Genomic DNA, 21750 nt, shown 5'->3' with positions numbered 1-21750 from the left:
AAGAAGATGATTGGAGAAAAGCATGAGTTCTAGGAGAAAAACGAAAAGCTCAGAGCAACAGTTAAAAACAGTAAAACGATTAAAAAGATTTGTAACAACAATGGAAGTTATTTTTGGACTACTTATAGTTATGATGGCTGTGATTTTATTTGTGCCATCAGTAAAGACCCAGGTTGTAAAGGCTATGGCAAACACAGCAATAGGCCAGAAAATTATAACCTGGTGGGGAAATAACAGTTACAACGAGAGTGTACGAGATCTTAATTTTGATGATAACAGTATCAAAACTAACAAACTTAAATACAATTATTCAGAAGAATATACTAATTTTGTATTGTTTGGTGTAGATTCAAGAGAAGGAGAAGTTGATGCTTCTAACAGCGATTCCATACTTATTGTTAGTGTACATAACACTACAGGCGAAGTAAAAATGGTATCAGTGTATAGGGATACTTATCTTGGAATTTACGGAAAAGATGGAACCATTTATAAGTACTTTAAGGTTAATTCAGCCTATGCAGGTGGTGGACCTGAAGCGGCGATTAATACACTTAACATGAATCTTGACCTTAACATTACTGATTATGTTACAGTTAACTTTTCAGGTGTTGCTGAGATTATAGACACATTGGGAGGAATAAAAGTTAATCTTACAGATGATGAATTACAGCAGCTTAATTATCATATGAGCAGTACTTGTAGCTCAATTGGTGTAAAACCCAAATATGTTAAGAAGAGTGGAAAGAATATTAAGTTAAATGGTATTCAGGCCACAACATATTGTAGAATCAGAAAAGCTACTTTCTATGATCCAAAAACAGGGGAAGAGGTTAGAGACGATTTTGGTAGAGCAGCAAGACAGCGTTCAGTTATGATGAAGTTGGTAGAAAAGGCAAAGAGTGCAAGCTTTAGCGAATTGCAGGAAATGGTTTCGGGTGTTATGAATGCCAACACTAACAAAAACAAAATTATTTCCACAAGTTTTACTTTTAAAGAAATTGTAAATATGATTCCAATTATATTTGATTTTAAATTATCGGGAAGTCAGGGATTTCCGTCAAACCTTGAAACGGGAACTATTAGTGGAACCAGTTATGTTATGCCAAAAGGCTTAAGTGATAACGTATCGGAGCTTCATGAGTATCTTTTCGGTGAAAAGAATTACCAGCCAACAAGCACTGTTAATACTATCGGAAATCAGATACAGACTGATACAGGTGTGTATCCGGATGGCTCAACAGGTATAGACATGAGTGGAGATGCTAAAAAGAATAAGGAAGGTGAGACAGAATCCGTAAGTTATGATTATGATGATGGCGGCAAGAGCCAGTTTTATTAAAAATGTAGGAGTTGCAAATTGCGACTCCTTTTTTCTGCATATAGTAGCCGAAAATGGCAGCCCGCAAACAATAGGCAGATTTTCGCAATTTTTTAATAAGTAGAACACAAAATCAACACAACTAGCCGTTAAACTATACCTATAATCAAATAAGGAATAGATGAGGTAATACAAAATTTTGTTCTTTATTTAAAAAAAAGAGCTTGAAAGGAGAAAAGGAAGATGTACGATAACGAGAATCCAAATGGATTTGGTTCAAATCCGGAGGAAAACAACGATGACAATATATCAGGTACAGAAAACAATAATTTTGAAGAGGTAAACAGCCAGCAGGTTTCACAGGATGCTGTGAATAGTTCAGAACAGAATACAGAGCAGACAGCTGAACAGGAAAGCAGTGTTTACAGACAGTCATATGTAAATGATGAGCATCATAATGCAGATGATGTAAGTGGAAATGGTACTTATTATTCGCAGGGAAGCAACAATAGTAGCAATGATAGTACACAGAATGGCAGCTATTATAACAATACTCAGGACGGCAGTTATTATAATAGCAATTCTAATAATTCACAGAATAATGGATATTATTATTCAACAAATGATTCTCAGACAAACAATGGTTACAATTATAACAGTAACAACAATAACAATGGTAATGGTAAAAAGAAGAAAAAGAAGAGAACTTTAATAGCCGTTGTTGCAGTTTGTGTAGTTTTACTTGCAGGAACAATTGGTATTTCAGCAGCTTATTTTTCAAAGAATAAAGATTCATTAACAAATGTTTTGGAAGACGGAACATTAAGCAACAATAATAACAATAGCAATAGTAACAATGACAATAGCAGTGATTCAGGCAATTACGAATCAATCGGCTCAACAAACACACAGAACGATGCTAATTCTTCATCAACATCAGGCGTTACAGTAACAGATGTTTCAAGTGTTGTAAGCAGTGCAATGCCAAGTGTTGTAGCTATTACAAGCAAGACATTAGTTGAATCAAGAAACGATTATTCACAGGATATTTGGGAATACTATTTTGGTGGTGGAAATAGCGGAAACAACAAGAGCAATTCATATGAAGAAGATGCAGCAGGTTCAGGTATTATTGTAGACCAGACAAGTACAGAACTTCTTATAGTTACAAACAATCACGTTGTTGAAGGCGCAGACAGCTTAAAGATTCAGTTTGCCGGAACAGAATCAAAGGATTCAGTTGATGGATACATTAAGGGAACTGATTCAACAAAAGACGTAGCAGTTGTTGCAGTAAAATTAAAAGACATTCCATCAGATGTATTAAAAAATATTAAGAAAGCTACATTAGGCGATTCAGATAAAGTTAACGTTGGTGAAGGTGTTATTGCAATTGGTAATGCTTTAGGATATGGACAGTCAGTAACAACAGGCATTATCAGTGCAAAAGACAGAAAGGTTCAGCTTGAAAATCAGACAATGACATTACTTCAGACAGACGCAGCAATTAACGGTGGTAACAGTGGCGGAGCATTATTAAATGCCAGTGGCGAAGTTATCGGAATTAACGTTGCAAAATATTCATCAAGCGGAAGCAGCTCAAATGCCAGCGTTGAAGGTATGGGCTTTGCAATCCCAATTTCATCTGTAAAAGATATTATTAGTGACCTTGAAACAAAAGAAACAAGAACAAAAGTATCAGAAGACGAAAGGGGTTACCTTGGAATTTCAGGGTTTGATGTAGATGAGCAGACATCACAGGCTTACTCAATTCCACAGGGAATCCAGGTACAGAGCGTAGTAAAAGGTGGCCCTGCTGAAAATGCCGGAATCGCAGCATCAGATGTAATTACAAAATTTGACGGGCAGGATGTTTCATCAATGGCATCATTACAGAGTATGCTTGAATACTACAAGAAAGGCGAACAGGTTAAAGTAACTATAGAATACAGAGACGGCAGAGAATACAAGACAAAAGATGTTACAGTTACACTTGGCGACAAGAGCGTAATTGAAACAACGCAGAATGCCGCAAACTAAAAAAGTTAAAAATTTCTTTCTCATAAAGTGTTTTGTTTATAACAAAGAGGCAATCCGGTAGAGGGTTGCCTCTTTTGAAATGTTAAAAAATATGTAACATTTAAGTCAGAATATGGTCAATTTTGTATGTTTTAATTTTAGTTAATATATGTTAAACTAAGCCATGTATTAAATGGTGTTTCATATTAAATTACTGATGTTCGCAGAGTATGTTGTGGATTAGTATGTAGGATTAAATGTGATATACTTTTTTTATTTGTGAATAATATCGCAGAATGGAGAGATACAATGAACAAAGATGAATTTGAAAACAAGACTTTAGATGAAAATGATTTCCGAGAGGTTGTAGCTGAAAACAATCAAGTTATAGACAATAACTCAAAGGAAAATGATAATAAAGTAATAGCAAATGATGATAACAATTCTACAGACAATAACAATGTTGATAAAAGTGAGAATGGTGATTCATCAGACAAGAGTAATGAAGATGAATACGAGAAGATTTGTTATGTTTGTAGACGACCTGAAAGTAAAGCAGGAACTATGATTGATATGCCGGGTGGAATTTGTGTGTGCGCAGATTGTCTGCAGAAGAGTTTTAATAGTTTCCAGAACTTTGGCATGAATATGAGCATAAGCAAGGATGAATTAGAAGAGTTGCTTAATACTCCGGGAATTCATATGATGACTACGGATGATTTTAGAAGAGAAATTCCAAAGAAACAGAAACTTAAAAAGAAAAAATCTTCAGAAAAGAAAGAAGCACCTGTTTTGGATATTAACAAGATTCCTGCACCTCATGTTATAAAAGGTAAGTTAGACGATTATGTTATCGGACAGGATTATGCTAAGAAGGTTATGTCTGTTGCAGTTTATAATCACTACAAGAGAGTGGCAACAAACACAATGGACGAAATTGAAATTGAAAAGTCAAATATGTTAATGATTGGACCTACAGGTTCAGGTAAAACATACCTTGTTAAGACTTTAGCTAAGTTATTAGATGTTCCTCTTGCAATAACAGATGCAACATCACTTACAGAGGCAGGGTATATTGGCGATGATATTGAAAGCGTTGTTTCAAAACTTTTGGCAGCAGCAGACAATGATGTTGAAAAAGCAGAAACAGGTATTATTTTTATTGACGAAATAGACAAGATTGCAAAGAAACAGAATACAAGTAGCAGAGATGTAAGCGGAGAGTCAGTTCAGCAGGGAATGCTTAAGCTTTTGGAAGGCAGCGAAGTTGAAGTTCCTGTTGGTGCAACAAGCAAGAATGCAATGGTGCCACTTGCAACAGTCAACACAAAAAATATCTTGTTTATTTGCGGTGGCGCTTTTCCGGATTTGGAAGACATTATTAAGGAAAGACTTAACAAGCAGGCAGCCATAGGCTTCCAAAGTGAATTAACAGACAAATACGATAATGATCCTAATGTTATGAAAAAAGTAACATCAGAAGATTTGAGAAAATTTGGTATGATTCCTGAATTTCTTGGAAGACTTCCAATTGTATTTACTTTGGATGGATTAACAGAAGACATGCTTGTAAAGATTCTTACAGATCCAAAGAATGCAATTATCAAACAGTATCAGAAATTGCTTGAACTTGATGAAGTAAAACTTGAATTTACGGAAGGTGCTCTTAGAACAATTGCCAAGAAAGCAATAGAAAAGAAAACAGGGGCCAGAGCACTAAGGGCAATCATTGAGAAATTTATGCTTGATATAATGTATGAAATTCCAAAAGATGACAACATTGGAACTGTAAAAATTACAGAAGAATACATTAATGGAACAGGCGGCCCGGTAATAGGAATGAGAGGCCAGGACCTTATAGAAGGTTAGAAGAGCTTAAAAAATAATAGAAATATAATACCCAGAGTTGTGGAAAATTAATTATCTAAATTTCTATAACTCCGGGTATTTTTGTATTGATTTATATTGTTTGCATTGTTTATGTACCAGAATACTTGCTATCGGGGTACGCATTGCATAATTCCGTTCATATCTTCCCCCGCTCCTACATAAACTTATATTAATTTTATTTCAAGGGCAATCAATGAAGTGTAATAATATTATTTTGTCAGAGGAATATGGTGATTTCATTGGCAGGTATAACGGTGACATTAGTGAAGCCTTAACGGAGCAGGTTGAATGTACTCAGGTTATAGATGATTCGTACTTTTGTGCATATTACAGGCTTGATATGCTACCTACTATAAATGTTGCTAATTTTACATACAATGTTATTCCAAAGTTGTACGGTTTAATGGATACAACTGCCGTGGCGGCAACAGGTTCCATAAGGTTGCAGAATCAGTCGGGGTTTAATCTTACAGGGAGAGATGTGATAATTGGCTTTATTGACACGGGAATTGATTATACAAACAAGTTGTTTCAAAAGTCCACAGGGCAAACAAGAATTTTGAGTATATGGGATCAGACTGATGTTAAGGGAAATCCGCCAGAGGGCTTTAGTTATGGAAGTGAGTACACAAGAGAAGAAATAAACAGGGCGCTTCAGGCAGACAATCCGTTAGAAGTGGTTCCGCACAGGGACGAAAATGGTCACGGAACTTTTATGGCAGGGATAGCCTGTGGAAGTTATGATGAGCAGGGGGATTTTATAGGGGCGGCGCCGGATAGCGAAATTGTTATGGTAAAGCTTAAGGAGGCAAAAAAATATCTTGCTAATTATTTTTATGCCATGGGAAGTCAGCCTCTTTATCAGGAAAATGACATAATGCTTGCAGCTTCTTTTTTGAAAAATGTGGCAATAAAACAAAAAAAGCCAATAGTTATAGTTGTAGGATTAGGATGTGGAAATGGTGGAAGAGCAGGAGGCTCACCTTTAGATGAAGTGCTTGACAAAATAGGAGGCAAAATAGGCAACTGCGTTGTAGTGGCAGCAGGAAATGAAGGCAATGAAAGACTTCATTATAGAGGTACAATAGGAATAGCAACCGAAAACACCACTCACAACGTAGAATTTCGTGTAGGCGATAATGTGCCGGGCTTTGTTTTAGAACTGTGGGGTAACGCTCCGGATATATTTTCAGTAGGCTTTGTGTCGCCTTTCGGGGAAAGCGTGCCAAGAATCCCGGTGCGGCAGGGTAGCGTAGAAAACATTAATTTTGTGTTTGAGCAATCTTCAATTGAATTAACATATGAACTTGTGGAGTCGGGGACAGGAGGACAGTTGATTTTTATGAGATTTAAACAGCCAAGCCCCGGTATATGGACTATTAAAGTTTACGGAAATAATATTCTAGATGGAAACTTTAATATATGGGGCGGACTTAGACAATATACACCGGAAGGAAACTATTTTCTAACACCTAATCCGGATATGACATTAACAGTGCCGGCCGCGACAGAGAATGTTATAACTTTTGGAGGATATGACAATGTAACCAATGCCTTCTATCCCAAGTCGGGGAGAGGCTTCACAAGGGAGAATAGAATTAAACCGGATATGACAGCTCCGGCAGTAAATGTTTACGGTCCGGGAATTTCAGGAGGGTATACAAGAAGGACTGGAACGTCAGTGGCGTGCGCATTAGGTGCGGGAGCCTGTGCACAGATACTTCAATGGGGAATTGTGGAGGACAATGAGCCATATATGAAAAACAATTACATTAAAAACTACCTTATAAGAGGGGCAGAACGAAACAGAGACATTAGGTATCCAAGTGAACAATGGGGATATGGAACAATTAACGTATTTGATAGTTTTTTGATTTTGACAAGAACATAAATATGTAAAAAAACAAAAACTAAAAATAAAAACTTTTTTAGTGAAAAATGTTGCCGATATTTTCAAATGGCAAGGTAAAAACATAGACAAACAAAACGAAGCGTTTTTATGGCGTTTTCTTATTGTAATAGTTTTTACCATAGTATTGCTTAATTTATATTTAAGGCAGAGATTGAAGATTAATAAAGAATCAAAAAAGCTGGAAGGAGAAAGAGAATTTTATAATTCGATTTTTCTGGAGGAAGATAGCTTCTATATACATATTGATGAACAGTATTATATTTCTCAGATAGAAAAACTTATCGAAATATCAGGAGTTACAGGTGAATACGTTAAACCAATGGAATTGTATGCAATATTAAGTGTGAAATATACTGAAATAGAACAGGACGAATATGAACGTATTATACTGTTATTTGAAAAATTCAGATTTATGGGGTATACAAAAAACAAATTAGTGATATGATAAAATCCGTAAGACAAATATAGGGAGGTACTCATGAAAAATTTATTTAAAAGAATTATTACAACGATTTTAGTTCTAACAATGGTTATGGGATTTAACGTTCCGTTTTCAGCAACAACAGTAATGGCAGCATCCATTACATACAATGTTAGTTCTACCATAAAAGGTGTACTTACAGATGATGGTGTGCTTACAATAAGTGGAACAGGGGCTATGCCTGATTATACAAAGATAGCCAACATTCCATGGTACAAGGACAGAGACAGAATAAGTGAGGTAAGAGTTAACAGTGGAATTACTTCTATTGGAGAAGCAAACTTTAACTCATGCTATAATATGACAAAAGTAACAGTTGCATCTACTGTAACAAGTATTGGTGATGGCGCTTTTGCAGACACTAAATTACAGTCTTATACAGGAATGGAAAGAGTAAAAAAATTTGGAGATTATGTATTTCAGGGAACAGATTTAGATGATTTTGAATTTCCGGGAGCAACAACAGAAATAGGAAATTACATTTTTTATAACAGTTCAGTAAAAAGAATAGTTATTCCAAAAAGTGTAACAACTATTAAAGATGGCATAGGATATAAGGCTGAAAATCTTGAAAAAATAGAAGTAAGTAGCAACAATAAGAATTATGTTGCTGAAAATTATGTTCTATATAATAAGAATAAGACCATATTAGAAAGCTATCCTGCAGCTAAAACAGGAACAGAATTTACTATTCCATCTACAGTAAAGACAGTAACGGCATATGGTTTTAGCTATGGAAAGAATTTAAAAAAGATAACAATAACAAGTGGTGTAACAACTTTAGGCGATGGGGCTTTTTATGGAATGAAAGCATTAGATGAAATTGCAATACCTAAAAATGTAACTTCTATAGGTTCATTTCTATTACAGAATTGTACAGCCCTTAAAACTTTGAATTTTTATGCAAAAGTAAAAACAGTGCCATATCTTTTATGTAGTGGATGTTCTAATTTGACAAAGGTGGTTATGGATAATTCTGCCATTGAAACATTAGAACCTAGAGTTTTTATGGATTGTGTTAAGCTTTCAAGTGTTACATTGCCTACAGCACTAAAAACAATACAGGTTTATGCATTTAAGAACTGCAAAGCATTGTCAACAATAAGCTATCCAAAATCAATTACATTAATTGAAAGTGGAGCTTTTGAAGGCTCATCAATAACTAAATATCCAACATGGCTTTCAAAGGGAAACAATGGAGATTATGGTATTTTTACAAAAATAAAATATAAAGGTACAGACAAGTACAGTGAAGCCTATAAGGTTTTGAAAATAGTTAACAAAGAAAGAAAAAGCAAAGGCTTATCAGAGTTGAAAATGGATAAAGACCTTCTTGACGTGGCAATGCAGCGAGCAGCAGAAGTGGCACTGTATTTTTCACATACAAGACCTGACGGATCGTCATGCTTTAGCGCAACAGACAAAATGGAAGCGGAAAATATTGCAGGTGGTCAGTCAAGTGCAGATGCAGTAATGACATCATGGATGAACAGTGCAGGGCATAGAGCAAATATTCTTACAAGCTATTTTAAAACAATAGGAATTGGTTGCTTTACTCAGGGTGGAACAGTGTTCTGGGTACAGTGTTTTGGAACAGACACACCGGCAACAGTAAGTCGGCCAGCAGATAAGAACGTAGTGGTTACAGTAACAGTAGACGGAGACTTCTTAAGCAAGACAAAACTTAGATTAGACAGTAGTAGCTATAACCTTAAAATAGGAAACAAAAAAACAGTTAAACTTTATGTACAAAACCCTGAATGGGCATCACAAAATGTATTGTTAGACAACAGTAACTTTACTTTTAAGTCTTACAATACAAAGAAAGCCACAATAAGTGCAACGGGAAAAATAAATGCCAAAACAGTTGGTAAATATAAAATAAAAGCAACACTTAAAAACGCAACAGGAACATCTGTTACAAAAAGTGGAAAGATAACTTTCCCACAGCCTAAAATCAAAGTAACAGTAAAGAAGAAAAAAGCTATTGTTGCATGGAAGAAATTAAAGGCTGCAAAGGGTTACTATGTATATAGAAGGGAAGCAAAAGGCAAAAAGTATACAAAGTGGAAAAAAGTTAAGAATATAAAGAAGAATACAACTGTTAAGTACAAAGACAGCAAGCTTAAAAAAGGCAAGACATATCAGTACAAGGTTGTAGCTTATAATAGAAAGAACAAAGGAACATCAGCAATTAAGAAGATAGTTATTAAGTAGCATCAGAATGATTATACGGATTGCTATGTGCTTAGCACTTTTGACACTGTAATCATACAAAAATCAACGCATATTAAGGCTTATGCGTTGATTTTTGTTTTAATATGTATTAAAATAATTCGGATAGTAGGTGTTAACAACATAGATGTTGACAAGAGCTACACTAAAAAATAAATAATAGGAGAAAGAACATGAAATTATCAAAACTTGTTGGGGACAGATTTAAGGAAAGACCGGCTAACTGTCTTATTGACAGCCATGCATTAATGGTAAGAGGAGGATATATCAAGAACGTAGCTAATGGTATTTACTCACAGTTCCCGCCGATGAAACGTATTTCTCAAAAAATAGAAAATATAATCCGTGACGAAATGGATAAACTTGATGGACAGGAAGTTTTATTCCCTGTAGCATTACCTGGAAGTCTTTGGGAAGAATCAGGCAGATATGAAAGCGTTGGTTCAGAACTTTTAAGATTTACAGACAGAACAGGAAGCAAGATGGTTCTTGGTATGACTCACGAAGAAGCATCTGTACAGCTTGTTAGGGAATATGCTAACAGCTATGCTAAATATCCATTTATGATTTATCAGATTCAGACTAAATTCCGTGACGAAGCAAGACCAAGAGCAGGACTTATCAGAGTACGTGAATTTACAATGAAGGATGCTTATTCATTCCATACATCACAGGAAGATTTGGAACAGTATTATCAGAAAGTTTATGATGCATACAGCAGAATTTTTGCAAGATGCGGTATTCCTGAAGTTGCAATCGTAAAATCAGACTCAGGTATGATGGGTGGTAGCATTTCTCACGAATATATGCTTTTAACACCTGTAGGAGAGGATTCAATTGCAATCTGTCCTGAATGTGGATACAGTGCTAACGTAGAAGCTGCACCAAGCATTATTAAGAATGAAAACAAGATTCCAAAAGAAGAATTAAAAGAAGTTTCAACACCTGGTACAGGTACAATTGAAGAACTTTGCGATTTCTTAAAGATACCTGCAGAAAATACGGCTAAGGCTGTTGTATACCAGAAAAATGCTGATGACAGCTATATTGTTGCATTTATCCGTGGTGACCTTGATATTAATGAAACAAAATTAACTAATGCAGTAGGTGAAGACATTCATCCTGCTGTAATTGAAGATGACAGTATTTTAACAGCAGGCTTTATCGGACCTGTTGGAATTTCAGATAAGGTTACAGTATACTTTGACAATTCTCTTGAAGGAATTGATTATCTTGTAACAGGAGCTAACAAGGTTGATACTCACTACACAGGATTTAATGTGGAAAGAGATTGCCCGGATGCTAAATACGTTGACCTTGCAAAAATCACAGAAGGAGGTATTTGTCCAAACTGTGGCAAGCCTGTTATTAATATTTCAAGAGGTATTGAAGTTGGTAATATCTTCCAACTTGGTACAAAATATTCAAAGGCAATGAACTTTACATACACAGACGAAAATGGTAAGGAACAGTATCCTATTATGGGATGTTACGGTATAGGTGTAGGTCGTATGGCGGCTTCAATTTGCGAAGTAAGACATGATGATTATGGCCCAATTTGGCCAATTACAATTGCACCTTGGCAGGTTCATTTGTGTTGCTTACGTTCAGATGATGCTGAATGTAAGGAAAAGGCAGATGAAATCTATGAAACTCTTCAGAATATGGGAATTGAAGTTATTTATGATGACAGAAAAGCAAGACCTGGAGCGATGTTTGCAGATGCTGACCTTTTAGGTGTACCTGTAAGAGTTGTGGTAAGTCCAAGAAATCTTGCAGAAAATGTAGTTGAAATTTCAACACGTGACAAGTCAATTGACAAGCAGAAGACTCCGGTTGACCAGGCGGTAACAGAAGTTCAAAACATTATTAATAAACTTACAGCAGACATTAATAGCAAAGTTAATAAATAAAACATTATGTACCACGTAGAATTGCGTGGCACATAGTTGTTGCGCACTATAAAGATTAGGGTGTTAAAATAACAAAGTTTTAGTACACCCTATAATTATTGTTACAAAAGAAAAATAACATAGAGAGGATTGGAAAATGAGCGAATATAAATTAATTGGATTGGATATGGATGGAACATTGCTTAACTCAAAGAAAAAGATTACACCGGAAAATATGGCTGCAATCGAGAAAGCATTTAGTCAGGGCAAGGAAGTTGTTTTATCCACAGGAAGATCAGTGGCAGAATTAAGGGAATATACGGATATTATTAAAGGACTAAAATATTTAGTATGTACAAGTGGAGCAATGGTATATGACCTTGAAAAAGAAGAAACAATATATTGTGCTCCTATTCCTAATGAAGTTATAGACAAAGTATCAGAAATAGCAGAAACAAGTGATGTTATGGTAATTCTACAGACAACAGAGGCAATAGCGAAAAAAACAGACTTGGATAATCTTGAACATTTCCATTTGAATGTTTATAAGGAGTTGTTAAATAGTGTAGCAACAAAAGTAGATAATGTTTTTGAATATTGCAAACAAAAAGGACAGTCTGCAAGTAAAATCAACATTTACCATTCTACACCTGAGGCAAGGGAAGTAACAAAGAAAATATTATCAAAATATGATTTGGTATTTAATTATGCAGAAGAAAACTCTCTTGAAGTATCGCCTGCCAACGTTACTAAGGGAACGGGCTTAACATGGCTTTGTAACCATTTGGGATTTGGAATTAATAAAGCAATAGATGTAGGTGATGCAGAAAATGATATTGATGCAATAGCGACCGCAGGTCTTGGCGTTGCAATGGCAAACGCAATTGACAAAGTAAAAGAAATAGCAGATGTTGTTTTGGAAAATGATTGTGATCATAGTGGATGTGCGGAAGCAATAGAGAAATACTTGTTAGGATAAGATTGAAGTAATACAAAGTATAAAGCGATTGGCTTTAAAAAGTGTTAATAAGATTACTCTACGAAAAGTGGGGTAATCTTAATTTATGGAATAATATTATAGAAAAAAGAGAATGCTGTGAAAAAATCTTAATAAGGAAATAATGAGAATATATCAGGCAAAAAAAGCCATAATACCTTTGTTAAAAAAATCAAAAAAATTCAAAAGAGTTATTGACAACCCCTTGAAGTTATGATAAATTATACGAGTTGTCGCTGAGACAACAAAAAAGAATTTTAAAAAGTTGTTGACAGACAAGGAAAATTATGGTAAATTATTCTGGCTGTCGAAAAACGACAGAAATTCTTGAAAAAGAAAAATAAAAAGTTGTTGACAAGCGACTGCAAGTGAGATATAATAAACAAGCTGTCGCAAAGAGACAGCAAACAGGAACATTGATAATTGAACAGCAACCATCCCTGAAAATTCAAAAATAAAATTTTCAGAGCGAACATTGTTAATTCGAGTAATCGAAGCTAACGATTTCCAAAACAACAGTAATGGATGAATGGCTAACGTCATTCTGACAGAACAAACACTTTTAACGAGAGTTTGATCCTGGCTCAGGATGAACGCTGGCGGCGTGCTTAATACATGCAAGTCGAACGAAGCACCTTGGACAGAATCCTTCGGGAGGAAGACCATTGTGACTGAGTGGCGGACGGGTGAGTAACGCGTGGGTAACCTGCCTTGTACAGGGGGATAACAGTTGGAAACGACTGCTAATACCGCATAAGCGCACAGTACCGCATGGTACGGTGTGAAAAACTCCGGTGGTACAAGATGGACCCGCGTCTGATTAGCTGGTTGGTGAGGTAACGGCCCACCAAGGCGACGATCAGTAGCCGACTTGAGAGAGTGATCGGCCACATTGGGACTGAGACACGGCCCAAACTCCTACGGGAGGCAGCAGTAGGGAATATTGCACAATGGGGGAAACCCTGATGCAGCGACGCCGCGTGAAGGAAGAAGTATTTCGGTATGTAAACTTCTATCAGCAAGGAAGAAAATGACGGTACTTGACTAAGAAGCCCCGGCTAAATACGTGCCAGCAGCCGCGGTAATACGTATGGGGCAAGCGTTATCCGGATTTACTGGGTGTAAAGGGAGCGTAGGCGGCATGGCAAGTCAGAAGTGAAAGCCTGGGGCTCAACCCCGGAATTGCTTTTGAAACTGTCAGGCTAGAGTGTCGGAGGGGTAAGCGGAATTCCTAGTGTAGCGGTGAAATGCGTAGATATTAGGAGGAACACCGGTGGCGAAGGCGGCTTACTGGACGATTACTGACGCTGAGGCTCGAAAGCGTGGGGAGCAAACAGGATTAGATACCCTGGTAGTCCACGCCGTAAACGATGAATACTAGGTGTCGGGGGACAATAGTTCCTCGGTGCCGAAGCAAACGCATTAAGTATTCCACCTGGGGAGTACGTTCGCAAGAATGAAACTCAAAGGAATTGACGGGGACCCGCACAAGCGGTGGAGCATGTGGTTTAATTCGAAGCAACGCGAAGAACCTTACCTGCTCTTGACATCCCACTGACAGGTCAGTAATGTGACCCTTTCTTCGGAACAGTGGAGACAGGTGGTGCATGGTTGTCGTCAGCTCGTGTCGTGAGATGTTGGGTTAAGTCCCGCAACGAGCGCAACCCTTGTCTTTAGTAGCCAGCAGTACGGCTGGGCACTCTAGAGAGACTGCCAGGGATAACCTGGAGGAAGGCGGGGATGACGTCAAATCATCATGCCCCTTACGAGCAGGGCTACACACGTGCTACAATGGCGTAAACAAAGGGAAGCGACCCCGTGAGGGTAAGCAAATCTCAAAAATAACGTCTCAGTTCGGATTGTAGTCTGCAACTCGACTACATGAAGCTGGAATCGCTAGTAATCGCGAATCAGAATGTCGCGGTGAATACGTTCCCGGGTCTTGTACACACCGCCCGTCACACCATGGGAGTTGGATATGCCCGAAGTCAGTGACCCAACCGTAAGGAGGGAGCTGCCGAAGGTGGAGCCGATAACTGGGGTGAAGTCGTAACAAGGTAGCCGTATCGGAAGGTGCGGCTGGATCACCTCCTTTCTAAGGAAGAAGAAGTAAGGAATGATGCTGTTCAATTATGAATGTTCCTAAAAGGAACAAAGAAACTTCCGGTGGCGATGCGCCTGGGGGAAACACCCGTCCACATCCCGAACACGATGGTTAAGACCCAAGCGGCCCATGGTACTATGCTGGAGACGGCATGGGAGAGCAGGTGGCTGCCGGATTTAAAAAGAAATCATTCATGAGAATGTTTTACATAGATGCTGGTTTGACCAGTGATTAGATGTTAAAAGAAATTTTAGCATGTAATGACTGATTAAAAACAGTCAACAAGAATAAAAGATTGTACATTGAAAACTACATACTGAAATATCTAGAAATAAATGTTTGTATAAAAACGAACATGCCAATTTCAAGACATCCGAGGCGCATCGAAAGATGCGAAGAAAGAATGAGAAATCATTCAAGAGTAAACACAAGTAACGCAAGTTACAAACTGAGAACAACTCAGACCGACCAACTGTTGCAACGCTATGCAACAGGGTAATGGTTAAGCTAATAAGAGCGCAGGGTGGATGCCTTGGCACTAAGAGCCGAAGAAAGACGTGATAAGCTGCGAAAAGCTGCGGGGAGGAGCAAATGTCCATTGATCCGCAGATGTCTGAATGGGGAAACCCGTCTGGAAGAACTCCAGTCACTGCATGTTGAATACATAGGCATGCAGGGGGAACCCGGTGAACTGAAACATCTAAGTAGCCGGAGGAAAAGAAAGAAAAATCGATTTCCAAAGTAGCGGCGAGCGAAATGGAAGGAGCCCAAACCGGGATGCGTGCATTCCGGGGTTATGGACCGCAACAAGTGACCCGTAAGATAGAAGAATGGCATTGGGAAAGCCAGCCACAGAGGGTGAAAGCCCCGTATTCGAAATCAGAAGGGAGCGAGCGGGATCCGAAGTACTACGAGACACGTGGAACCTTGTAGGAAATCGGGGGGACCACCCCCCAAGGCTAAATACTCCTTAGTGACCGATAGCGCATAGTACTGTGAAGGAACGGTGAAAAGAACCCCGGGAGGGGAGTGAAAGAGAACCTGAAACCCTGTGTTTACAAGCTGTGGAAGAGCTTTACATGCTCAACCGCGTACTTTTTGTAGAACGGTCCGGCGAGTTACTCTTACTGGCAAGGTTAAGCACCAAAGGTGTGGAGCCGAAGGGAAACCAAGTCTTAACAGGGCGAGTTAGTCAGTGTGAGTAGACCCGAAACCGGGTGACCTACCCATGTCCAGGATGAAGTTGCCGTAAAAGGCAATGGAGGTCCGAACACACATCCGTTGAAAAGGGTGGTGATGAGGTGTGGGTAGCGGAGAAATTCCAATCGAACCCGGAGATAGCTGGTTCTCCTCGAAATAGCTTTAGGGCTAGCCTCAATTTAGTCTTGCGGAGGTAGAGCACTGAATATCCTAGGGGGCGTCAAAGCTTACCGAAGATTATCAAACTCCGAATGCCGTAAAGATGATGATTGGGAGTCAGACTGCACGAGATAAGTTGGGTAGTCAAAAGGGAAACAGCCCAGACCTCCAGCTAAGGTCCCAAAGTGAGTGTTAAGTGGAAAAGGATGTGGGATTTCGAAGACAACTAGGATGTTGGCTCAGAAGCAGCCATTCATTCAAAGAGTGCGTAATAGCTCACTAGTCGAGAGGTCCTGCGCCGAAAATGTCCGGGGCTAAACACTACACCGAAGCTGAGGAATGACAATGTCATTGGTAGAGGAGCATTCTTAACTGCGACGAAGCTGTACCGAAAGGAGCAGTGGAGTGTTAAGAAGAGAGAATGCCGGAATGAGTAGCGAGAGTGAGGTGAGAATCCTCACGGCCGAATATCTAAGGTTTCCAGGGTAAAGCTGATCTGCCCTGGGTAAGTCGGGACCTAAGGCGAGGTCGAAAGACGTAGTCGATGGACAACAGGTTGAAATTCCTGTACTGCAATGTATCAGAAATGTGGGGACACAGACAGAGAGCCGGAGCCGGGAATGGAGAAACCGGTGCAAGCGGGGTAGGAGAACAGCAGGCAAATCCGCTGTTCAATTTGAAGACGTGACGCGGAGTGAAATTAAAGTAGCGAAGCCGGTGAGCTGGCTGTCAGGAAAAGCCGCTATTGTGTACATTGTACCCGTACCGTAAACCGACACAGGTGGATGAGGAGAGAATCCTAAGGCCGACGGAAGAAGCATTGTTAAGGAACTCGGCAAAATGGCCCCGTAACTTCGGGATAAGGGGTGCCTACGAAGGTAGGCCGCAGAGAATTGGCCCAAGCAACTGTTTAGCAAAAACACAGGTCTATGCGAAACCGTAAGGTGATGTATATGGGCTGACGCCTGCCCGGTGCTGGAAGGTTAAGGGGAGAGGTTAGACATGAGTCGAAGCCTTGAACTTAAGCCCCAGTAAACGGCGGCCGTAACTATAACGGTCCTAAGGTAGCGAAATTCCTTGTCGGGTAAGTTCCGACCCGCACGAAAGGCGTAATGATTTGGGCACTGTCTCGACAATGCATCCGGTGAAATTGAAGTACCAGTGAAGATGCTGGTTACCTGCGCCAGGACGGAAAGACCCCATGGAGCTTTACTCTAGCTTGATACTGGGATTCGATATTGCATGTACAGGATAGGTGGGAGACTAGGAGACATGAACGCCAGTTTGTGTGGAGTCGCCCTTGGGATACCACCCTTGCAGTATTGGGTTTCTAACATGCAGCCGTGATCCGGCTGGTGGACAATGTCAGGTGGGGAGTTTGACTGGGGCGGTCGCCTCCGAAAGGGTATCGGAGGCGCTCAAAGGTTCCCTCAGAATGGTCGGAAACCATTCGAAGAGTGCAAAGGCAGAAGGGAGCTTGACTGTGACACCGACGGGTGGAGCAGGTACGAAAGTAGGACTTAGTGATCCGGTGGTATAAAGTGGGATTGCCATCGCTCAACGGATAAAAGCTACCCTGGGGATAACAGGCTTATCACTCCCAAGAGTTCACATCGACGGAGTGGTTTGGCACCTCGATGTCGGCTCATCGCATCCTGGGGCTGTAGTAGGTCCCAAGGGTTGGGCTGTTCGCCCATTAAAGCGGTACGCGAGCTGGGTTCAGAACGTCGTGAGACAGTTCGGTCCCTATCCGGCGTGGGCGTAGGATATTTGAGAGGAGCTGTCCTTAGTACGAGAGGACCGGGATGGACTGACCTCTGGTGTACCTGTTGCACTACCAAGTGCATGGCAGGGTAGCCAAGTCGGGAAGGGATAAACGCTGAAGGCATCTAAGCGTGAAGCCCCCCTCAAGATGAGATATCCCATTCGCAAGAATTAAGACCCCTTGAAGACGACGAGGTTGATAGGTCAGAGGTGGAAGTGTGGTAACACATGTAGCTGACTGATACTAATAGGTCGAGGGCTTATCCATGAAGGAAGGAAAGAGGAGTTATCTCCCCGGATGAAGGATTTCAGTGTGTGGTTTTGAGCGTATAATCAAAAAGAATAACAGTTTCAGCGAAGGCTGAAGGAATAATCCTCGATAGCTCAATGGTAGAGCACTCGGCTGTTAACCGAGGGGTTGTAGGTTCGAGCCCTACTCGGGGAGCTTTTTTGCATTAAAAAACAGGTGCGAAAGACGGGGAAGAGGAAAGAAAAGACAGGAAAAAAAAGAACAGGGACAGAGAAAAGAAACAAGGCTCCATGGTCAAGCGGTTAAGACACCGCCCTTTCACGGCGGTAACAGGGGTTCAAATCCCCTTGGAGTCACTAAGAAATTCATACGCCGATGTGGCTCAATTGGCAGAGCAGCTGATTTGTAATCAGCAGGTTAACGGTTCGAGTCCGTTCATCGGCTTTCATGTGAGGACCTGTAGCTCAGTTGGTTAGAGCAACCGGCTCATAACCGGTCGGTCCCGGGTTCGAGTCCCCGCAGGTCCACTTATTGTGATTATTCATGATTGCAATGACATCAGGAGGATGAAACCAACAAGGTTGTGAGAAATCCTGATGAAAACAAATCCAGCACAGCCCGTGAGGACGGGAGAAAACAAACCTAAAGCATGGGATCTTAGCTCAGCTGGGAGAGCATCTGCCTTACAAGCAGGGGGTCACAGGTTCGAGCCCTGTAGGTCCCACTTGTACAATTAAACAGTACAATGCCGGCGTGGCGGAACTGGCAGACGCGCAGGACTTAAAATCCTGTTGTGGCAACACAGTACCGGTTCGATTCCGGTCGCCGGCATTAAGCAAGCATCTCCAAAAGAGGTGCTTATGTGCGTGTAGCTCAGTTGGATAGAGCGTCTGGCTACGGACCAGAAGGTCGTGGGTTCGAATCCTGTCACGCACACTTGCCCCTGATGATCATCAGGGGTTATTTTTTTTATTAATAAACATTCAAGGTGTGAAGTAAAGGACTGCCGTCTGTCAGACATTTTGGGAATAATTACGCCATTGTTGTGAAAAATATTTTCATATGCTATATTATTTAATATTTTAAGCTAAATAAGGGAGTATGAATTATGGATAAGGCATATATTAGAGAACAGAATTTTCATATTGCAACAGAAGATGAAGATATGGAAATTAGAAGAGGCTATAAAGTTAAAAATAGAAGAACATGGTTGAAGTTTTTAGGAGTATCCGTCGTTTTAGTTATAATTGGGATTATTTTTCAAATAATTGCGCATAGGATTTCGCCATGGTTACATTCTAATCCGGGATATTATGAGAAGATATATATTGTGGCGACAATAATTTTTGTTGGATTTAATTTGTTATCTTATGTAATATTAAAGATAAAAGAGCGACTTGAGTATAAGAGCAAAAAGACTCAAATTATTAAACTGAAAGTGAAAACAAAGCTTTATGTTGATGATTTGACGGTTATTAGACAACAGAAATTTTTTATTATTTGTGAGGCTGATGAAGCTTTGATGCAGGATTATGTTATTGTAAATAGAAAGACTGATTTTAATAATATTAAAGAAGGAGATATGGTATATGTAAGAAGGTCAGGAGATGACGGACATTACGTGTACTATTATGTTGCATAATTGGCAGAAAGAGGCATAAATATATTCGGAGTAAAAGGGCATTCTACAGCAATTTGTAGAGGCTCTTTTTTTATTAAAAATGAAAAAGGTTTTCAAATTAATTGACAATTTAGCAGAAGAAGTATAAAATGAAAAGGATTTTCAAATTGGAATTATTGTCAAAGGAGATAAGGAATTGCACTAATGCCTAAAATAAAGGATATTTTGTGCAAAATATATAAGAAAGTATAGAGAGGAATTACTGTGGCAGGAAAGTATAAAACAAAACAGCAGTCAGCTATTAAGGAGTGTCTCGAAATGCACAAAGATGGCTATGTTACTGTTATGGATATAGAAAATTTTTTGAAAGAGAATGACTGTTCAGTGGGACTAACAACTATTTACAGACATTTAGAAAAAATGGAGAAGGATGGTATTGTAACGAAGTTTAGCGTGGAAGGTCAGCCGGGCGCTTGCTTTCAGTACATAGAACAGGGTGAAAATCAGGATTGTTTCTATATTAAATGTGAAGAGTGCGGAGAAGTGACGAAGATGGAATGCCATCATTTGGCGGAGTTATATAGTCACGTGAACGCAGACCATCATTTTAGTATTAATCCTAAGAAAACTATATTCTATGGAAAATGCGAGAAATGCGGAAAGTGTGGAGAAAAAAATAAATAAAATAATGATTTATGAAAGTGTTTATTAAATTATGAAAAGTAATAGAGTTATAAAAGTATTTTCGAAAAATAAAATTTTGAAAAAAGAATTTATTCGAGAAAACAAATTTAGCAGGAAAACAGAATTTTTAAGAAAATCAGTAGTTTTTATTGTGACCATATCTATGATTTTGGGAATGACTGGTTGCGGCAAAACTACTGAAAAAGAAGATAACTATAGATTGAAAATAGTGACTTCTCTTTTTCCATATTATGATATGGCAAGAGCGGTTATAGGGGATGTTAAGGGAATTGATTTAAAGATGACTGTTACACCGGGACAGGACAGTCATTCTTTTGAACCAACACCTAGCGATGTTATTCAGATGGAAAATGCGGATGTGCTTATATATAATGGTGGTTCACTTGAAACATGGATTGATACGTTGCTTGATTCCTTAAATAATAAGAATCAGATTCAGATGAAAATGATGGATTATGTTGACGTTCTTAATGAAGAGATTGTGGAAGGAATGGATACAAGATTCGAAGAACACGACCATGATGAGCACAGTCATAAAGAAGACAACCATAACAAGGAAAAACATAAAGAGGATAGTCATAGCGAGGAAAATCATAAGGAAGATAATCACAGTGAAGATAGTTCAAATGATTCGGAGTTTCATAATGAAGATTCAGAAGAGGAACACGAAGAAACAGATGAACATATATGGACTTCACCTGTTAATGAAATAATTATGACAGAGAAAATCTGTGAAACATTAAGTAAGGCTTTGCCAGAAGAAAAAGAAAATTTTCAGAAGAATGCTGAAAACTATATAAGTCAGTTAAAAGAGCTGGATAATGAATTTAGAACTATTGTCGAAAATGCTAAGATTAACGAAATTATTTTTGCGGACAAGTTTCCGTTACAGTATTTTGCAAAGGAATATGGCTTAAAGTATTATGCAGCTTTTCCGGGATGTGGAAGTGATATGGAGCCTAGTGCCAAAACTATTGGGTTCCTTGTGGACAAGATTAAGGAAGACAATATTAAGGCTGTATTTTATTTGGAATTAAGCAGTCATATTGTGGCGGACGCAATTGAAACTGACACAGGAGCAAAACCGCTTCAGTTTAATTCCTGTCATAATATTACGCAGAAACAGTTTGACAGCGGAGTAACTTATGTTGATTTAATGAAGGAAAATGTTAATAACTTAAAAATAGCATTAGGAGAATGATA

11 protein-coding genes, 7 tRNA genes and 3 rRNA genes are annotated in these 21750 nt (G+C 39.0%); all 21 read left to right on the top strand.

Features of this window, described 5'->3' with window-relative positions; genetic code table 11:
- Positions 1 to 22 precede the first annotated feature (22 nt).
- Positions 23 to 1339 carry an LCP family protein gene (locus tag NQ558_RS00885; RefSeq protein WP_005362607.1) on the top strand — a complete coding sequence of 439 codons (1317 nt, stop codon included), beginning with the start codon at positions 23 to 25 and terminating at the stop codon, positions 1337 to 1339.
- Between the two features lie 222 nt (positions 1340 to 1561).
- Complete coding sequence (locus NQ558_RS00880; protein ID WP_005362609.1) at positions 1562 to 3358, top strand: S1C family serine protease; 1797 nt, start codon at positions 1562 to 1564, stop codon at positions 3356 to 3358.
- 288 nt (positions 3359 to 3646) lie between these two features.
- Positions 3647 to 5206, top strand: coding sequence for an ATP-dependent Clp protease ATP-binding subunit ClpX (gene clpX / locus NQ558_RS00875; RefSeq protein WP_005362610.1), 1560 nt, complete (start codon positions 3647 to 3649; stop codon positions 5204 to 5206).
- 214 nt (positions 5207 to 5420) lie between these two features.
- Complete coding sequence (locus NQ558_RS00870; protein ID WP_005362611.1) at positions 5421 to 7118, top strand: S8 family peptidase; 1698 nt, start codon at positions 5421 to 5423, stop codon at positions 7116 to 7118.
- Positions 7119 to 7263: 145 nt separating this feature from the next.
- Positions 7264 to 7584 carry a hypothetical protein gene (locus NQ558_RS00865; protein WP_207634888.1) on the top strand — a complete coding sequence of 107 codons (321 nt, stop codon included), beginning with the start codon at positions 7264 to 7266 and terminating at the stop codon, positions 7582 to 7584.
- Between the two features lie 33 nt (positions 7585 to 7617).
- Positions 7618 to 9837 (top strand): leucine-rich repeat protein, encoded by a 2220-nt coding sequence (locus tag NQ558_RS00860; RefSeq protein WP_005362613.1) that lies wholly within the window; start codon positions 7618 to 7620, stop codon positions 9835 to 9837.
- 191 nt (positions 9838 to 10028) lie between these two features.
- Positions 10029 to 11768: a proline--tRNA ligase gene (locus tag NQ558_RS00855; RefSeq protein WP_005362614.1), complete on the top strand. Its 1740-nt coding sequence runs from the start codon at positions 10029 to 10031 to the stop codon at positions 11766 to 11768.
- Positions 11769 to 11904: 136 nt separating this feature from the next.
- Positions 11905 to 12726 (top strand): Cof-type HAD-IIB family hydrolase, encoded by an 822-nt coding sequence (locus NQ558_RS00850; RefSeq protein WP_005362615.1) that lies wholly within the window; start codon positions 11905 to 11907, stop codon positions 12724 to 12726.
- A gap of 579 nt (positions 12727 to 13305) precedes the next feature.
- Positions 13306 to 14839: ribosomal RNA gene (locus NQ558_RS00845) — 16S ribosomal RNA — on the top strand.
- A gap of 67 nt (positions 14840 to 14906) precedes the next feature.
- A 5S ribosomal RNA gene (rrf, locus tag NQ558_RS00840) occupies positions 14907 to 15024 on the top strand.
- A 324-nt stretch (positions 15025 to 15348) separates the two neighbouring features.
- Positions 15349 to 18239, top strand: a 23S ribosomal RNA gene (locus NQ558_RS00835).
- The 16S, 23S and 5S rRNA genes sit together here with 7 tRNA genes alongside, the layout of an rRNA operon.
- A 105-nt stretch (positions 18240 to 18344) precedes the next feature.
- Positions 18345 to 18416, top strand: a tRNA-Asn gene (locus tag NQ558_RS00830).
- Between the two features lie 89 nt (positions 18417 to 18505).
- A tRNA-Glu gene (locus NQ558_RS00825) sits at positions 18506 to 18577 on the top strand.
- 15 nt (positions 18578 to 18592) lie between these two features.
- A tRNA-Thr gene (locus tag NQ558_RS00820) sits at positions 18593 to 18665 on the top strand.
- Between the two features lie 9 nt (positions 18666 to 18674).
- Positions 18675 to 18748 (top strand) — tRNA-Ile (locus NQ558_RS00815).
- A gap of 124 nt (positions 18749 to 18872) precedes the next feature.
- Positions 18873 to 18945: transfer RNA gene (locus tag NQ558_RS00810), tRNA-Val, on the top strand.
- 23 nt (positions 18946 to 18968) lie between these two features.
- Positions 18969 to 19052, top strand: a tRNA-Leu gene (locus tag NQ558_RS00805).
- A gap of 31 nt (positions 19053 to 19083) precedes the next feature.
- Positions 19084 to 19157: transfer RNA gene (locus NQ558_RS00800), tRNA-Arg, on the top strand.
- Positions 19158 to 19329: 172 nt separating this feature from the next.
- A complete protein-coding gene (locus NQ558_RS00795; protein ID WP_005359773.1) occupies positions 19330 to 19863 on the top strand; it encodes a hypothetical protein in 534 nt (177 codons plus the stop codon).
- A gap of 243 nt (positions 19864 to 20106) precedes the next feature.
- Entirely contained in the window at positions 20107 to 20526 is a 420-nt protein-coding gene (locus NQ558_RS00790; protein WP_040446153.1) for a Fur family transcriptional regulator, read from the top strand.
- Between the two features lie 76 nt (positions 20527 to 20602).
- Positions 20603 to 21748 carry a metal ABC transporter substrate-binding protein gene (locus NQ558_RS00785; RefSeq protein WP_259907596.1) on the top strand — a complete coding sequence of 382 codons (1146 nt, stop codon included), beginning with the start codon at positions 20603 to 20605 and terminating at the stop codon, positions 21746 to 21748.
- Positions 21749 to 21750: the final 2 nt, after the last annotated feature.

Source organism: Eubacterium ventriosum, assembly GCF_025150745.1.
GTDB classification, from domain to species: Bacteria; Bacillota; Clostridia; order Lachnospirales; family Lachnospiraceae; genus Eubacterium_G; species Eubacterium_G ventriosum.
This window is presented reverse-complemented; position numbering and strand designations above follow the sequence as displayed.

Excerpts from the sequence above, each read along its gene's own strand:
- clpX (WP_005362610.1), top strand. The coding sequence starts at position 3,647 with ATGAACAAAGATGAATTTGAAAACAAGACTTTAGATGAAAATGATTTC.
- NQ558_RS00795 (WP_005359773.1), top strand. The coding sequence starts at position 19,330 with ATGGATAAGGCATATATTAGAGAACAGAATTTTCATATTGCAACAGAA.
- NQ558_RS00855 (WP_005362614.1), top strand. The coding sequence starts at position 10,029 with ATGAAATTATCAAAACTTGTTGGGGACAGATTTAAGGAAAGACCGGCT.
- NQ558_RS00850 (WP_005362615.1), top strand. The coding sequence starts at position 11,905 with ATGAGCGAATATAAATTAATTGGATTGGATATGGATGGAACATTGCTT.
- NQ558_RS00870 (WP_005362611.1), top strand. The coding sequence starts at position 5,421 with ATGAAGTGTAATAATATTATTTTGTCAGAGGAATATGGTGATTTCATT.
- NQ558_RS00860 (WP_005362613.1), top strand. The coding sequence starts at position 7,618 with ATGAAAAATTTATTTAAAAGAATTATTACAACGATTTTAGTTCTAACA.
- NQ558_RS00885 (WP_005362607.1), top strand. The coding sequence starts at position 23 with ATGAGTTCTAGGAGAAAAACGAAAAGCTCAGAGCAACAGTTAAAAACA.
- NQ558_RS00880 (WP_005362609.1), top strand. The coding sequence starts at position 1,562 with ATGTACGATAACGAGAATCCAAATGGATTTGGTTCAAATCCGGAGGAA.